Genomic DNA, 17,012 nt, shown 5'->3' on the forward strand with positions numbered 1-17,012 from the left:
GTTACGGTTTGCCACTTTCGTAAATCTCCCTGATTTCATTTTCGCTCAACGCATCGGAAAGGATCATGAACTCATCCATGCTTCCGTTCAGATTGCGAACCGCGAACTCCGCATCGGGCTTGGTCGGAATCGACCAGTTGCCAATCGACGCAGCGCCAATTCTTGTTTCTCTAACGACCAATTGATCCGCAATCGTTTCTTCGTGGATCCGTTCGCCATTGAGGTAATGTGTTGTTTTGCCAGCATCGGCATCGTAAGTCGTCGCCAAATGGAGCCAACGTCCGCTCATCGAAGGCTTCCAAAACGGTGGCGATAGAACTTCCTGGTGAGTCGGTCCCTTGATCGGTTGTCCGTTCAGATCATCCGGCTTGTGTCGCACAGAAAAGAACAGCTGACCGGTGTCGAGAATCTGCCAGTGAGGCTCGCCTTCGTTGTAGTTGTCTGTCAGGAACAACGAGTTGTACCAACGATCCAGGCTGTCGATCTTCACCCAGCAAGCGAACGTAAGCGAATCAAACTCGCCAGGGATTCGGACGCGAACCCGATCGCCTGGTCGCTTGAACTCCAGTCCCGATTTCGCTGGCCAACGCCCGTTGACTTTGCCCGCACCCACAATCGCACCGTCCAGTTCATCGTTGTCCGGACGGACGCTGCTGTGTAGTTTCCTGTCCCAAGCTCCCTGTTCATCGAACGAATAGTACGCAACCACTCTCGGATCGCGGCTGAGCCTATTCGACAACGTTTTCCACGCTTCGTAACGCTGTGTCTGTTGACCGTCGGCACGTGACTCCATCGACGCGATGTCAACGAAGCGATCAGGGGTGATCTTTCCGGTACTGAATTCACCCACCGAATTGCGAACGATTGCCTGTCCTGTCGTCAAAAGGCGTTTGTCTGATTGAGGAGAATGGACTTCGATTTCGCCATCGAAAACCTGAATGTCAGCTCCGTTTTCGGTAACCGCGAGTCCAAACTCGGTCCCCAAGTCGACAACTTTCATGTCGTCGACCTCGATTGAAAATCCACGAGCCGCCGGCGGGACTTGAGCGCGAAACTTTCCGGAGGTCACGCTCGCCAAAACAGAAGACTTCAGGTCAATTTCAGCGGGGCCTTCCACGATCAGCGTCGCGCCACAAAAGAACTCAATCTGTGCGAAACCGGATTTGATCGCGATCGGTCCGGGCATCAAAGCGTCGCCGACATCGAGAGACACCTGATCCGGCTCGAACTCAACATCTACCAACTGAGTCACCAAAGCGACGCCCGAAGAAGTGACCTCTTCGATCGCTTCCGTCGCGGCAACAGTGTCGCTATCGGAAAATTCCAAATACGCCAACCGGCCAAGTAGGCCACAGAAAAGCAGCGTCGTCGCAGCAACAGCCCAAAGGCTGACGCGGAAAAAATGATCGGACGGCAACGCTGATGGAATGTTTTGTTTGGCTAAATCGAGCTCAGGTTCACTCACTTGCGAAATCGTTCCCGAATCTGCATCCAGTCTTGAACTCGCGTCTAGCCCCATCGCCGCATTGAGCAATTGGTGCTGAAGATAAGCGGCGCGGGCTGATTCATCGGATCGCAAGATCTCACGAACTCGATCGATCCCGGCGTCGCCCAGTGTTCCAGCGTCCCAGTCGAACAACAGCGATTCAAGTTCATCGCGGAGCGAATCATTCATGCCAAGCCCTCCATCGCGGATCGCTTTTGCACGCATTGCGCTAGTTGCCTGCGAATTCGAAGCAGCGCCACCTTGATCGCGCCAACAGTGCGATCTGACGTCTGGGCAACTTGCTCGACAGGCAGAGCTTTAAAATATCGCTCCTCAATCAACTGTCGGTTCGAAGGACTCAGTTCTTGCAAGCAGCCACGCAACGCGACGCGAACGGAATCGATTTGAGTCGCCGATTTTTCAAGTTGGCCGCTGAGGCTTTCCGCAAGCTCCGCGTCCAAAAGCAGTCGATCTCGTTTGCGATCACGAAGATGAGCCAGCACCTGAAACCTTGCGACGCCGAACGCCCACGGAAGAAACGGTCGATCGTCCTCGAACTCATCGATCTTTCGCCACAAAGTCAGATTGACTTCCTGCACCACATCCGAAGCGCGACTGTGATCGCCCAGCAAAGAATAGACGTACCCATAAATCCGGTTTTGATGTTCCGTCAGGAGGCTGACGAATCGCTCGGATTTTTCTGATGGGGCCATGATCGTTCCATTGGTCGTGCGTCGGTGGAGGCAATTACCACTTCGGCTCTCAAGGTTACATCAAAAATTGGAATTACGGCAATTTACCGCGCCGGTATCGCTTTTTTGCGAGGCAGAAACCTGTTTAAAACCGTGTCAAACGCCAGAAGAAAGATAACAGAACCAAATTCAACAAACGGCACCACATAATGGAAACCTGCAATGTCAGATCCAGAGTAGATGAAATGGAAATGCAGGTAGTAGAGCAGCGTCATGGCTCCGACGAGATACCAAACGCGTGACCGAGCCAGCGGAACGAATGGCAACGCCCAACACCAATACCAGGGATTCTGTGTTGGTGAAAGAAACCAGAACCATGCGAGGCAGAGAAACACGGACTCGGCGAAAATCCGGGCTCGCTCATTTGGCTGTGCCAGAATCATTCGCCAGCAAAGCCACGCAACGATCAATCCAAAGATCAATGTCGTGATCGCTCGCGCCGCAGCAAACGCGAGCTCATTTGTCATCGTGGCCCGCCACTTTGATGATGTAAACACGAACCAGGGAGTCACCGTTTCTCTGCCGTCCTCCAATGAAGGCGGCTGCAGATTTTCGAACACCAACATGAATAGCATGTCGTTCATCTCCCAGCTTTCCGCAAAAGCCAGCACGCCGGGCTTGGGAAGACTGCCGACTTCTGCGTTTTGAAATTCTGCGATTCGGATCAGCATCGGAGCGTTTACCGCGACAACCATCAGCAGCGAGATCGCGCCAGGAAACATGGCTCGCCATCCGAATTGCTTCAGTGTCATGACGGCCCACAGAGGAACCAGCACGACAGGAAAGACTTTGGCGCCGACACCGAGGGCCAACATGATTCCTGCGGCGATGGCGAAACGCATCGGACGACTGGATCGAAGCTGTTTGATTGCGAACAGGACGAACAGTGTGCAGCAAAAGATAGCGACAGAATCCAAATGTCCTCCGTTCGCGAACTCCTTCAATACCAAGGGTGACCAAAACCAGACAATGCTCATCGTCTCAGGAAGCTTCAACGACCTCAGGATCAGAATCAGCACGAATCCTGTTGCGATGTCGAACAGAACAAGAACCGTCTTCAGCACGAAGACGCGAGACTTCAGGGAAGTTTGGGAGAACGCAAACGGTGCGAGTCGATGCGAAAGTGCGAATGCGGATTGACTGACGGGTGGGTAGGGCGATGTGTACTGACCGTAGTGTTGGGCCGTGATTCGCAGAACGTCTTGCATCGATTCGTCTTGCCGCTGCGCGAAATTCCGCAACCATTCAGTCTCCGATTCAGTGCGCGCGAAATTGATTCTTTGTCCAGCGGGATACTTCCATTGCACGAACTCTACCGGAGCGAATTTATAGGGGTCGCCGGTTGCCATCGTGACGTTTCCGTCCCACAGGTATCGATATAAATCGATTTCAAGAATCGGCGTCGAGCCTAACAGTACGACGCGCGAAAGAACTCCCAGGCCGACGATCCAGAACAGCATCGTTCGCTGCGATCGCTGCGTTCGACGCGATTGGGATTTCAAACGTGAGGCACACCAGCACGCGCAAAGATAGATCACGCTCGCGGCCATCATCGCCACGACGACCAAAGTCACGGGCCGCTTTCGCATGGCGACTTCGAAGAGCTGTTTCGATTCAACCGTGACGCCGGGGTCGACGAACTCAAACTCCCCCGAAACCATTGCCAGCCATACGGCGAAGCACAAAATGGAAACACCGAGCAAAACGATTGCGACTTCGGTCGTTTTTCCGGTCCATTTCATCGGCGGCGACGTTTCCCGAGTGAGTTGTAGCCGGTGCTTTTTTTCGCGAACACTGATTCGGTCTCAAAAATCACTTTGGTCAATGCCGTCATCCGAATCGTCGCTATCGGCATTTCGATTCGCAGGGTCGTCGATTGCGTAAGCTTCGACTTCGAACGGATTGAGCCGGTAATAGTCCTTGCCGATCATCCACAGCCACGCCGACCAGCCAAGATAGGCCGGAAGGAAAAGTGGCCCCCAGCGTTCGTACTGCCGGACGTGGACCTGTTCGTGTTTGCGAACGATCCGCAAGCCGGTTTTTGTTTGGCCAAGAATCGTGTGTCCCAGCGTCATGCCAAACACGTTCAAACCCTCCAGCCACTTTTCGACGACGCCGCCGTAGAACTCGATGCAGCCTTCTCGAATTTGCGCTTTGCCGCCGGTAAGCAATCCGGCAGAACCGACGACCAAACCGATCAGCGTGTTGGGTGAAGTCCAAATGATCTGAATCAGTTTGACGAACATTCGAAGCATCAGCTTTCAACGATTGCCTGGGAACGAAGTTTCAGGATCGATTCGATACCGGTTCAGGCCATCGCCGAAAACTGCGACCATCGGAATCAGTCGATCAAAATTGCAGTCTGCAGCGGCACCAGAATGTTCTCCATCAGGTACTCGTCAACGAGTTTTTGTCCACGCCGCATCAAGTCCTGAAACGTACTAACGTAAGTCTCGCCAGAATCGATACTGCCGTATTTCCGCAACGTCAGGAACACCGACAGGTTCTCTTCAGGGAACTCATTCGTTTTAACATGGTAGGCCGTCGTACGTGGCTCGAAGCTAAGACGAGCCTGAATTCGGCAATCGGGAACCAGGGAGAACTGGATGGTCGGATCAAGGCTGACCATCTTTGTGCCAGGAATCTCAAGTGCTTTCTCGAAAGACGCTCCAATGCCCAACGCGTTGGCCAGCAAATGATATTGGTTTCCGCTGTAGGCGAACTCAAACCCGTAAGTCAAATTTAGCGTTTCGCAATCAAGCGGACTGATTGAAAGCTGGTGCGGCACGGCGTCGAGAATCGCCAGATGTTGCTCGCATCCGATCTCGAATGTTTCAGGCTTCATGAAGCCGCTGGAAAGTCGTTTTGAGTCAAGCGTGACCCAACGATAGCTGCCGCCGTCTTTGTCTTCTTCGAGAACATGGTCGCCGTCTTCGCGGCTGTAGAAATTTCGCATGCCTGGATAACGTTTGCGGAGTTGCTCAAAAAAGTGCATCACCGATTCACGTTGCTGTGGCAATTTGGTTTCAGTTGTCAGATTCAGATTGATGTAGTGCTCTTCGCACACGTCCTGAAATTGTTTCATCTAGGTTCCGTTCTGTTTTAAAGTGTTACCGAAAGTTTATTCCGATCTGCACTTAAAGGAAAGACACCGAAGTTCAGGGAGAGACACGGTTCGTGGGACTCAGTTCGCCGGTTTTCGGATCGCTTCGGAAAAACCGTCGGCAATGCCGAATTCGCGGGCTCTGACGTCGATGCGACAGGCCTGTTGCAGCAAATCAAAACTCTGTTCACGTGAGCCAATGATGCCCTTTTCGTACGCAAACCGGTCGGAGTAGCCGGGTAGAATTATTTTTGGATCGAACCAGCTGATTTCCACCGGAGTCAGTTTCGCCGTGTGCCTCAGAATTCCATTCATGCAATTGTTCAACATCGTGTGATAGAACTCGGGCCGATCGTAAATTTGATTCGTACGGTCGGCGATCCGTGCGAACAAACGCTGAACCTGTTGCGGCGTCGCGTTGACCGGATACATGAACACCCGGTCGTCAGGACGCATCACCGTACGGACTCCGATCAGGTCCTGTTCGGCACCAAAAACGTAGTTCAATTCGTAGCGTCGATAGAGGCCCTGGATCGGCGAAAACGACTCGTCCTGTTCGCGTCGAATCTCGACCGAAACGGAAAAGTATCTTGCGGCACCTCCGTCATACGGAGCGATTTCGAAGCTGAGGAACACATGAGCCAACCCTTCGCTCGCGGAGAATCGCTGCACGATGAACCAGACTCGACTCAGCTGAGAAAGCCGAAAATTGAGTTCGCTGCGATGCACATCGTAGTCGGACGCGCTACGGTAAACGTTGTGCCGGAACTTTTTGATTGTAACCTGATCGCCTTCATACGCGACTTGCGAAAGTTCCGCTTGTCCGGCGATCCAATCACGATTGTGCGTCGGTTGTTGCAACAGCGAGATCAACCAGACCGCGAACACGGTAGCGCCGGCGAAGGTCAGCCACGTTCGTTTCGGATTCAGCCGAGCGAACAATGCGCAAGCGGCGATGACCAGAGCGACCGACAGGGGTGAACTGATTGGCTGTGGCAGCAGATCGAAATGCCAAACTGCTCCGACGGCCCACAGGAAAAAGGCAAGCACACTGATCCATGCGAGAACATGGCAAAGTGAGATCAGAAGGCGTTTGACGAACAGCACTTATTTTGAAATCCGGAACCTGAACAACAGTAGAATCGTACCCGGAATGACACGCTCAGTGCACCCAGTCGACATTGTGACTCCAATCGTCAGGCAAACCAAATGACCAACAGAGCGTTTGAAAAAGAGCAACGATTTTGTCAATTAATCACGGCGAATTCACCGACGAAGCGAATTAGGCCCGTTTTCAATTCGTCTTTCGCAAATCCATTGTTAGACTGAAAGGACACGCCAAGGATGGTGCCTCCAGCTTATCCTTCCCGAGTCTTAGCGACACGAAGTTCTGTGGAAAACACACAAGTCGGTCCATTTCGAATTCTCAAACGTTTGGGAACCAGTCGGCGTCAACAGGTTTTCCATGCTCGTCAGGAAGCTCAGGATCGCGACGTCGTTCTCAAGTTTATCAATCTGCCTCCGACGATTGAATGGACCAAGGCGCTCGACAAGATCGAACGCGAGACCGTCGAGCTTCGCAAACTTCGGCACGAGAACCTTGTCCGCGTTTATGGCGTCGGAGTTCATGAGGAGGACTCGAAAATCTTCTTCGCCACCGAACTGATTGAAGGCGAGCCACTGTCTGCAATTCTGGCTCGCCGCGGAAAGTTGGCTCCGGATTTGGTCGTCGAGTATGGACACCAGATCGCGGAAGCTCTGAAATACATTCACAACCGCGAGATCATTCACTCAAAGTTGACGCCGGACAAGATCATCATCACGCCGGATCATAAAGTCAAAATTTCTGACTTGCGTTTGAACCGCGCGAAGAAACGACGTTGGGACGCGACGCGAAAACGGGACCTTGAGATTGCAGCCTATATGGCTCCGGAGCAGTTCGACGAAGGCGCGACGCAGAAGTCAGATTTCTATTCGCTGGGCGTGATCCTGTATGAACTGTTGACCGGAAAGCTTCCGTACGAACCGGACACGATGGGTCGCATGGCGAAAGTCAAGAAAGAAGCCACGGCTCCATCGGTGGCCGAAGAAGTCATGAACTGTCCGATCTGGTTGGACAGAATTGTGACTCAGATGGTGCAGCCCGACCCACGGCAGCGTCCGCATTCGGCTCGCGCGATCACGTTTGCGTTTGAGGAAATCAAGAAGATCGACGCCACGCAGAAATCAGCAGCTTCGCAGGTGGCTGGAAACTTTAATCCGCTCACCGCAGGCGTCGATAAAACAGCGGCGCGGCGTGCGTTGGGTAAAAAGCCGACGCGGGAAAAGTACGACGGAACGCCGTTCTATCAGAAAACTCCTTTCATGATCGCTGCTTTGGTTGGATTGCTGGCAGTGATCGTCTTTTTCGCGATTCCAAAGAGCCACGCGAAGCGACTTAAACAGGCTGAATCACAAGTCGCGTCGTTGGATCCGGATGACTGGCGAAAGGCCGCTGTGGAACTCAATTTTCTGATGGAAAGTTCTGACGAAGCGATTGCAGAACGCGCGACGGATCTGTACTTCGAAAGCAAGGAGAAAAGCCTTGAGATGAACGCCCGTAGCGGCGTTGCCCCGGGGGCCAGAAATTTCTATACCGGGAACATCAAGTCTTACATTGACGCTGTGCAAAAATTCCTTGGCGGCGAACACGCAGCGGCAAAATTCGAATTTGAGCGTTTGGTACGAGAAGTTGATCCCGAAGGCGACGAACGCCATGTTTATGGGGCGGCGACGAAGCAGCTTCAACAGCTTTCAGGAATTTTGTCATTGCCCGCAAATCCGGAGACTTTGATGGCGATGATTGAAAAGTATTCCGACGAAACCAACGAGCTCAAATTGATGCAGGGCACGAAAGTTTTGGCGCGGATTTCAAATCAATTCCGACGCAATCCTGCTTACGAAGAGATTTGTGATGCGGCCGACGCACAATTGATCGTCATCCAGAATCGACTCGATGGCGTTCCCGAAGTCCCCGTTGACGAACCAGTTGAATAGGCCAGTCGATTGTAGATCCGCGATCATTGATCTGTCTTTTTGTTCTGGCGTCTGTATTCGCCTGGCGTCATGCCACGGTGCTTGCGAAACAAAGCGTTGAGGTATTCCGCATACTCAATGCCACAACGATGGGCGACTTTATCTAAAGTCAAATTAGTTTCTCGCAGCAACCGTTCTGCATGAGACAAACGGGTTTCCACGATAAACTCGTGCGGCGTGATATCCATCGAAGACTTGAATCTACGTTCAAGCACGCGCCGTGTCAAATCAGTTTGGGCCACGACGTCTGAAACCTGAATCCCGTTGCAGGCGTTTGCCAAAATGTATCGACCAGCGATCGCCACGACTGGATCCTCAACGGCGAGCGTATCCGACGATTTACGGGTCGCGATACCGATTGGCGGCAGCAACGTTCCGGCCGCCGGAACGACTTCGCCCGACATGATCGCATCCAGTTGCTCGGCCGCGGTGTAGCCGGCCAGTTCTGCGTCGGGCACAATGCTTGACAGCGATGGTGTTGCCAGTTGGCACAACAACGGATCATCATCGACGCCAACGACAGCGATCGAATCCGGAACACATCGGTCGATCTCGGTACACAATTGAATGACCCGATGAGCGAGTGAATCGTAAGCCGCCATCAAGCCGCAGGAGTCGGGAAGTTGAGCCAGCCATCTGGCCAGTCGCTTTCTCTCTTTCGACCACGTGGACTCATTGTCGTCACTGCCAACTTCGAAAACGCTGACCGAAAGATTTTGTGCCTTTGCTTCCGCCACAAACGCATCGCGTCTCCATTTCGACCAATTAAAAGTCGACTCGCCACAAAACGCGACATGCTGAATTCCGCGTTTGACAAAATGACTGATCGCCAACCTGCTGATCGACTGATCATCGGTTTCTACCCACGGGATGCTTTCAACGAAACGGCCAGCGCTAACGTCAACCGCAGGCAGTTGAGATTGACGAACCGCCGCGGCGATCGCTTCGGTCTCAATACGTGCGATGATTCCGTCCCCTGAATATCCAGCCAACCATTTTGGCGGCGCTGCACCGCGGTGCTGTTCCGGCAAATCGATGTTCCAGCGTTCGTGCTCCTGTTGGTAACGAAGAACCCCTCGCAATAAACCGCGGGCGTATTCGTTGCTGGTTTCGATTAGCAGGGCGACGGACCGTTTCATTTCGCTCTCAAAGTTCGTTCAAAATTGAATCGCGGGTTGGTTAAATATTGTATCTTAAATGTGAAATATTTCATTGTGTGAAATCAAAATGCCGTTAGCTTTAAATTGCGGCGGTCAATATTGGATATCGCCAGAACAAATTGTTGGAGCCTCTATGTCATTTAACGTTGCCATGGTCGGACTTGGCTTTGGAGCCGAGTTCATTCCGATCTATCAGAATCACCCTGACGCGAACATTGTCGCGATCTGTCGCCGCAATAAAGAAGAGCTCGACAAAATGGGAGATCAATTCGGGATCGAAAAGCGATACACTGAATTCGATGACGTTCTGGCTGACTCAGAGGTCGACTTTGTTCACATCAACAGCCCGATTGGCGACCACGCATGGATGTCGCTCAAAGCCCTCGATGCTGGCAAGCATGTGATGTGCACGGTGCCAATGGCGACGACGATCGACGAATGCCGTCAGATCATTGAGAAGGTCAAGGAGACCGGCTTGAAGTACATGATGGCCGAAACGGTTGTCTACAGCCGAGAGTTTCTCTTTATCAAAGACCTCTACGACAAAGGTGAGCTTGGGAAGATCCAGCACCTTGCGGCTTCTCATCCGCAGGATATGGATGGCTGGCCAAGTTATTGGGAGTCCATGATCCCGATGCATTACGCGACGCACGTCGTTAGCCCGTGTCTTGGCTTGATGGATTCGTTGGCGGAATCAGTCAGTTGTTTTGGATCCGGAACGGTTCGAGATGACATCAAGGAAAAGTCTGGCAACCCGTTTGCCGTTGAAAGCGCTCATATAAAACTCAAAGACAGCGATGTGACGGCTCATATTTGGCGTTGCCTGTATGACGTCGCGAGACAGTATCGCGAGAGCTTTGACGTGTACGGAACGAAGAAGAGTTTCGAGTGGACGTTGGTCGAAAACGAGCCTCACGTGATGCACGTCGCGAAACGGCCCGAGCCCGAAATTCCAGAAAAGATCGAGGTCCCGGACTTCGCTCACTTGCTTCCTGAGCCAATTCAGAAATTCACTTTGCCGGCGGAGATTCACGACGCCGACCATTTGTCGTTTTTGCAAGGCGGCGGACACGGTGGCTCGCATCCGCACATGGTGAACGAGTTTGTGATGGCACTGAAAGAGGATCGTGATCCGAAGCCGAACGCGCTGACTTCCGCGAACTGGACTTGCGTCGGCATTTGCGCTCATGAGTCCGCGATGAAGGGCGGCGAAGTTGTTCGCTTGCCTGAGTTCACGTTGGGGTAGTCGCCACAGCAACCGGAGGCATGCATGTATGCCGCCGACTGGTTGCAGCGCAATACTCACACATGGACCGAAGTTTCAACAGAGTTTTGAACCTAACTTTAAGAGTCGCCAATGGACAAGCTCATCCTTTCAATCGCAATTCTGTTTTGCACCTGCCTGTCGGCAAACGCTCAGGATTTGAACGTTCTTTTCCTCGGTGACGAAGGGCATCACAAGCCCAAAGAACGTTTCGTAATTTTGCAACCGGAGCTGCAACCGGCTGGCATTTCGCTGACTTATACGGATCAGCTTTCAGATTTGAATCTGGAAAACCTGAAACGGTACGACGCGCTGATCGTCTATGCAAACTACACAAAGATCGAAGCCGATCAGGCGAAGGCATTGCTCGATTATGTAGTAGGCGGCGGCGGTTTTGTGCCGCTGCATTGTGCGTCGGCATGCTTCGGGAACTCTCCTCAAATTGTTGCTCTGATCGGAGCCCAATTTCAGAAACACGGCCAAGGCGAAATGTCGGTGGAAGCGGCCGAGGTCGAGCATCCAATCCTGAAAGACTATGCGTCGTTCACCAGTTGGGATGAGTCCTACGTACACACTCGGCACAACGATGAGAATCGAACCGTGCTTGAGTATCGAGCCGGCACGCCACAGGCGACGGGGCGATTGCGAGAGCCATGGACGTGGGTTCGCACGCAGGGCAAAGGGCGAGTCTTTTATACGGCTTGGGGACACGACGAAAGAACGTGGGAGCGTCGCGGTTTTCAAAACCTTGTCGAACGTGGAATTCGTTGGACGTGTGGTCAAGGGCCTGAACTTGTCAGTGTTGATCAAAAGAAAGCCGAGCCCAAACTTCCGCCGCCGGGCAAGCTTGCGACCGGTTTGAAGCCGTTTGACTATGTGGACGTCGGCCCAAAAATTCCAAACTATCCACCGAGTGATAAATGGGGTGTTCAGAAAGATCCGCTAACGTTGATGCAGCAGCCTGCTCCGGCTGAACAGAGTATGAAGCACATCGTCGTGCCGGAAGGTTTTCATGTTGAGCTGTTCGCCGACGAATCAATTTTCCAGTCGAAGCCGATCGCGATGACCTGGGACGAAAGCGGACGGCTCTGGGTTTGCGAGACGTTGGACTATCCAAATGAATTGGCGGCGGGGAATGTCGGTCGCGACCGGATTCGAATTGTTTCGGACACGGACGGGGACGGCAAAGCGGACGATTCTGTGATCTTTGCAGAAAACCTCAGCATTCCGACTTCGATCGCTTTTCATCGAGGCGGCGCTGTCGTTCAAAACGGTACCGAAACGCTATATCTGAAGGACAGCGATGGTGATGGCAAAGCCGATGTTCGCAAAGTCCTGATGTCGAATTGGCGATTGGGCGACACGCATGGTGGCGTCAGTAATTTCCGCAACGGTTTGGACAACTGGATCTACGCGATGCAGGGCTACAACGATTCAGCCGTGATAGTCGACGGCGAGAAACAGCCTTCGTTCCGCCAGGGATTCTTCCGCTTCAAGCTTTCGCAAGAAGATGATCCAAAGGTTCAGGAGCTGGAGTTTCTTCGTTCGACAACGAACAACACTTGGGGGCTCGGGATCTCGGAAGAAGGTTTGATCTTTGGTTCAACAGCCAACGGCGCGCCGAGTTTTTTCATGGCGATTCCAAACCGCTATTACGAGCGAGTCAAAGGTTGGGCTCCGAAAACGTTGCGTCCAATTTCTTCGGCAACCTTCGATCCAATTTCTGACAAGGTGCGTCAGGTTGACCATCACGGCAAATACACTGCGGCGGCCGGGCACGCCATTTATACGGCTCGAAAATATCCGCCAGCGTTCTGGAACCGGACGTCATTTGTTTGTGGCCCGACCGGAAAACTTGTTGGACTGTTTGAGTTAAAGCCTCGCGGTGCGGACTTTCGATCTTCCAGTCCGATGAATCTTCTCGCCAGCGTTGACGAGTGGACGGCTCCAATCATGGCCGAAGTTGGACCTGACGGGAACGTTTGGGTGTTGGACTGGTACAACTGCATCGTGCAACACAATCCGACTCCACAGGGTTTTCGCACCGGCAAAGGGGCCGCGTATGAGTCCGATTTGCGCGACAAAAAGTATGGCCGTGTCTATCGTGTGGTTCACAAAGATGCTGCGGAAAGTCGTGTCGAATTTGCAGACCGTACGGACGTGGCGGCACTGGTTCAGCAACTAAAAAGCCCGACGATGCAATTGCGTTTGCAAGCCCAACGTTTGCTGGTTGAAAGCGGCGATCAGGGCTGCATTGGCGAACTGCTAGAACTTGTGAATGACACATCGGTTGACGCCATCGGTTTGAACGTCGGAGCGATTCACGCGTTGCATACTTTGGACGGTCTGGGGCTGACGAATGAGTCCAACGTTTTCGCTTCGATCAAAACAGCCCTCTCGCATCCATCGGCAGGTGTGCGACTAAATGCTGTTCGGGTTCTGCCCAACGACCTAAATGGCTTTGCGGCTCTGAAACAGTCCAAAGTCATGGAGGACACGGACTACCAGGTCGTGCTGGCCGCGTTGTTGAAGATCTCTGACTCGCCGGCGGCTGACGCTGGAGCAGTACTGGCTTCGGCGTCTGCGATGAGCATGGTCGCCAACGACCAATGGTTGGTCGATGCTTTGACCAGTGCGGCAGCCATGCACAGTGGCGGATTCCTGAGAGAAATCTCGCAGGTTGATTCCTCGTCGGAAGTTCAGCGGTCGATCTGTGCTCGGGTTGCCGAACACTTCGCTCGCTCACGACCTGATTCCGAAGAAGTCGGTCAGATTGTGAAGTCGCTCGCATCAAACAGCAACGGAACAAGCCGATCGATCGTGGAAGGACTTGTTCGCGGTTGGCCTAAGGGCTACACCGTGAAACTTTCGGACGCCAATGATCGCAGTTTGCCAGCTGTTTTTGACTCACTCAATTCCGGCGGAAAACTTTCACTGGCTCGATTGGCCAACGCATGGTCGTCGGATTCGCTCAAAGCCAGAATCGTGTCGGTGTTGGCATCACTGGAAGAGAAAGTCGCCTCCAGCGATGCTCCAAATCGCGACCGAATCGTGGCGGCCAGGCAGTTGGTTCAGTTTGACCCCAAACGCCCCGAAACTGTCGATGCACTGTTGGCTGTTGTGGGGCCCGCATCGGGCAACGAAGTTTCGTCGGCTTTGGTCGAAGCCGTTGCCAATTGCGAAGTCGACGGAGTTGGAAAACGTTTGGCAACTCTGTCAGCGGGAGCAACTCCAAAACTCCGCGAAGCGACGGTCCGTGTTCTGCTTTCGCGCGATGATCTCGCGGAGGACCTGTTGAACGCCGTTGAGGCAGGGGATTTGCGGGTCTCGGACCTCTCGCTGGGGCAGCGTGCCGTTCTGCGTTCGTTCCCGACTGAATCTGTGAAAAATCGGGCTGTTAAATTGCTTGACGATGCCGGAACCAAAGTCAGTAGCGACCGCTCGGAATTGTTGGCCAGCAAAGTTGGTCTCACGAAATTGACTGGTGACGCAAAGGCCGGGAAAGCGATCTTCACGAAGAACTGTGCGACGTGTCACATCTTCAAAGGGGAGGGTAAAGTCGTCGGTCCAAATCTCAACGGCATGTCCGTGCATCCGAAAATCGAACTGCTGACGCACATCCTTGACCCGAACGCGAGCGTCGAAGGCAACTATCGAAACTATACAGTGCTTACGCTCGACGGGTTGGTGCTCAACGGACTACTGAGTGGAGAAACCAGGACGACGATCGAGATTGTCGATGCCGAAGGGAACAAGCAAACGGTTCTCCGGGAAGACATCGAAGCTCTCAAAGCCAGTGAAAAATCCGCGATGCCCGAAGGATTTGAACAGCAGATCGACGACGAAGGACTTGTGAATCTGCTTGAATATCTGACGCAGCACGAGCAATACATTCCGCTCGGGATCGAAAGTGTTGCTAACGTCATCACCACGCAAGGGCTTTTCTATCGCCGTGAGGAAGTTCGTGAGCGGTTGGATCTCAAGCAGTGGGGTACGCAAACGATCGAGGGCGTTCCTTTTTCCTTGCTCGATCCGAAGGGGACTACGGTTCCCAACGCGATCATGTTGCATGGTCCGAGTGGAGAGTTTCCGCCGAAGCTTCCCAAAGCCGTCGCCATTCGCTGTCGGACGGCGGCAAAGAAGATTCATTTGCTGGGAGGCGTTGCTGGTTGGGCGTCGATGGAGGAAGCCGATCGCGGTGTGAGCCTGATCGTTCGTCTACGATATGAAGACGGCGAAACAGAGGATCATCCTTTGGTCGACGGACAGCACATTGCGGACTACATTCGACGCTGCGAAGTTCCCAAGTCGAAGTTCGCTTTGGAGACCAAAAGCGGTGGGCAGTTGCGATACATCGCGATCGAGCCTGGTCGTGATACGGTCATTGACTCGATTGAGTTCGTGAAGCCGAATCATCCTACGGCGCCCGTCGTGATGGCCGTTACCGTCGAACCAGGCGAATAGTAGTTGCGGACGGATTGAAAAGCCTGCTCGGGTCAGTTTCCCGGGCGGCGATTCCGGTTCAATCGGATTGCTGGGGCGTTGCTCCCGGCAATCCGAATGTTGCTGGAATAGAGTGTGGGCTCATCGAGGCCCACTTACCACCACGCGTCTGTGTTTGGGTGACTGTCGATTCGTCGCCGCAGTCGCAGCAACAGTTTCCAGTTCACGCAATTTGCTGGCCGGCATCAATCAGCGTCGAGCAACGATTTCTGAATCTTGTCGATCTGAACTTTTCGAGTCGCTGGATCGGCGAACGGATCGAAGTCTGACTTGAAATTGATGACGGCCGAAATTGCCAAACCGGCTGCAGCACGCGATCTCAACTCATTATCTTCCAGCCAATCGATCAAACGTGGCTGAATTCTCTGTTTGTGCTCCTTCACGATCGACAACATTCGCTGTCTGTCCGCCCGACGGGGATCCGCCATTTCCCTGATCAACAGGTCCACGGCGTCGTTCAGTTCAGAATCGTTTGCTTCGGCAATTCCCTCAGCCAGTTCGTCAATCGTGGGGGGAATCGGAGTCGGGTTGTTAATTGAGTTGCTGACGAACTCGAGCAGGTTCTCGGCTGTCATAAATCCACCAGTTTTGCCAACCGGATTTTCAAGGGAGTCCAAAACGACAATTGTTGGTACCGAAACAATTCCAAAATTGGAAGCCATTTCGGGCGAATCGTCGATGTCGTACTTTACCCATTGGTAGGCTCCGGCGTTTTCGTCATTCTTGATGAATTCGAGCGTAACGGTCCTCATTTTTTGGCAGGGCGCACACCAACTTGCGCCGAAATACAACACGATCGGTTTGGCGGATTCATCCGGTCCAAGCGAATCTCGTGCGTCCTCAATCGACGAATGAAACTGAACTATCTCCTGTGCATGAGTTGATACCGAAAGTGGTGCCAAACTGAAAATTGCGCTCAGGGCGATAACGAGTATTCGATTGCGTTTCACTTCAGGCCTCGGCTGTTTTCAGGTTCAATGAGTCAGTGCATAGATCAACAGGTTGATGTTGATCTGCCGTGCATTGTCGATTTCGTTGCCACCGCAACAGCAGCAGCTTTCATCCTCGGCATTGTCGGAATCGTTTAACCCGTCCGACGAAAAAACGAGTACGATTTTGCCGTCAATTTCGAGTCCTTCGAGATCCTTGCGAGCGGAGTTCAAACGCTTGATGTCGTAGAAGGAGTGGAAGATCGGATGGTCCATCTCCAGCTTCTTCATCTTGTTTTCCGGGAACAAGCCGTTCAGTTCCTTGCGGCAACTGCTCGCCCAACTGCCGTCGCTGCATCCTGCCGAAGCCACGACAAACCCGCCGCCGGTCAGATAGTTTTTGAGACTTTCTTGCTGTGACTGGCTTAGCTTGAAATTGCCTTCTCCCGTCATGACCGAGAAGGGATAGTCGAACAGATTTTCGTCCTCCAACCGCACTGGCGAAAACTTTCCATCGGTGCGAATGTTCGTCTTGTTGTTAATGTCATCCATGAAGTCGGAGCTAAAACACACCGAGGTCTTGTTGCGAGCATAGATCAGATTCGCACATTTGACTTCCCCCGTGGTCGTCTGGGCAAGCGCATCTCCGTTGCAGCAGACGCTTAACGCGGTCAGCAAAGCCAAAAGAACCGTCGACCGTCTTTTGTGAAAATGTAAGTACTCGATCATAGGATCTCCTC

12 protein-coding genes are annotated in these 17,012 nt (G+C 52.9%); 3 read left to right on the forward strand and 9 right to left on the reverse strand.

Annotated elements, in window-relative coordinates; translation table 11 throughout:
• Position 1: 1 nt before the first annotated feature.
• From MFFC18_RS10870 to MFFC18_RS10895, 6 genes are all read right to left on the reverse strand, one after another.
• A complete protein-coding gene (locus MFFC18_RS10870; RefSeq protein ID WP_075086563.1) occupies positions 2–1,675 on the reverse strand; it encodes a LamG-like jellyroll fold domain-containing protein in 1,674 nt (557 codons plus the stop codon).
• A complete protein-coding gene (locus MFFC18_RS10875; RefSeq protein ID WP_075086517.1) occupies positions 1,672–2,199 on the reverse strand; it encodes a sigma-70 family RNA polymerase sigma factor in 528 nt (175 codons plus the stop codon). Before MFFC18_RS10875 ends, MFFC18_RS10870 begins: the two co-directional genes overlap by 4 nt.
• 83 nt (positions 2,200–2,282) lie before the next feature.
• Positions 2,283–3,980, reverse strand: coding sequence for a hypothetical protein (locus MFFC18_RS10880; protein WP_075086516.1), 1,698 nt, complete (start codon positions 3,978–3,980; stop codon positions 2,283–2,285).
• A gap of 63 nt (positions 3,981–4,043) precedes the next feature.
• Positions 4,044–4,493 carry a hypothetical protein gene (locus MFFC18_RS10885; RefSeq protein ID WP_238381356.1) on the reverse strand — a complete coding sequence of 150 codons (450 nt, stop codon included), beginning with the start codon at positions 4,491–4,493 and terminating at the stop codon, positions 4,044–4,046.
• 86 nt (positions 4,494–4,579) lie between these two features.
• Positions 4,580–5,323, reverse strand: a complete 744-nt coding sequence (locus tag MFFC18_RS10890; RefSeq protein ID WP_075086515.1) for a hypothetical protein — start codon at positions 5,321–5,323, stop codon at positions 4,580–4,582.
• Between the two features lie 99 nt (positions 5,324–5,422).
• On the reverse strand, positions 5,423–6,448 hold the full coding sequence (locus MFFC18_RS10895; protein WP_075086514.1) for a lipoprotein N-acyltransferase Lnb domain-containing protein: 1,026 nt from the start codon (positions 6,446–6,448) through the stop codon (positions 5,423–5,425).
• A 285-nt stretch (positions 6,449–6,733) separates the two neighbouring features.
• Here MFFC18_RS10895 and MFFC18_RS10900 point away from each other — a divergent pair, with 285 nt between their 5' ends.
• Entirely contained in the window at positions 6,734–8,377 is a 1,644-nt protein-coding gene (locus MFFC18_RS10900; RefSeq protein ID WP_075086513.1) for a serine/threonine protein kinase, read from the forward strand.
• Positions 8,378–8,400: 23 nt separating this feature from the next.
• On the opposite strand, the gene MFFC18_RS10905 is transcribed toward MFFC18_RS10900, so the two are convergent.
• The gene (locus tag MFFC18_RS10905) at positions 8,401–9,555 is read right to left on the reverse strand and encodes a DNA-binding transcriptional regulator (RefSeq protein WP_075086512.1); all 1,155 of its coding nucleotides are present in this window, start codon (positions 9,553–9,555) and stop codon (positions 8,401–8,403) included.
• A gap of 154 nt (positions 9,556–9,709) precedes the next feature.
• Between MFFC18_RS10905 and MFFC18_RS10910 the strand changes: the two genes are divergently transcribed.
• The gene (locus MFFC18_RS10910; protein ID WP_075086511.1) at positions 9,710–10,822 is read left to right on the forward strand and encodes a Gfo/Idh/MocA family protein; all 1,113 of its coding nucleotides are present in this window, start codon (positions 9,710–9,712) and stop codon (positions 10,820–10,822) included.
• Positions 10,823–10,933: 111 nt separating this feature from the next.
• Positions 10,934–15,304 (forward strand): PVC-type heme-binding CxxCH protein, encoded by a 4,371-nt coding sequence (locus MFFC18_RS10915; protein ID WP_075086510.1) that lies wholly within the window; start codon positions 10,934–10,936, stop codon positions 15,302–15,304.
• 224 nt (positions 15,305–15,528) lie between these two features.
• Here MFFC18_RS10915 and MFFC18_RS10920 read toward each other — a convergent pair whose 3' ends face one another.
• Positions 15,529–16,293, reverse strand: a complete 765-nt coding sequence (locus MFFC18_RS10920; RefSeq protein ID WP_075086509.1) for a thioredoxin family protein — start codon at positions 16,291–16,293, stop codon at positions 15,529–15,531.
• A gap of 24 nt (positions 16,294–16,317) precedes the next feature.
• Positions 16,318–17,001 carry a DUF4159 domain-containing protein gene (locus MFFC18_RS10925; RefSeq protein ID WP_084417452.1) on the reverse strand — a complete coding sequence of 228 codons (684 nt, stop codon included), beginning with the start codon at positions 16,999–17,001 and terminating at the stop codon, positions 16,318–16,320.
• Positions 17,002–17,012: the final 11 nt, after the last annotated feature.

The sequence above is a fragment of the Mariniblastus fucicola genome (assembly GCF_008087665.1).
Classification (GTDB): domain Bacteria; phylum Planctomycetota; class Planctomycetia; order Pirellulales; family Pirellulaceae; genus Mariniblastus; species Mariniblastus fucicola.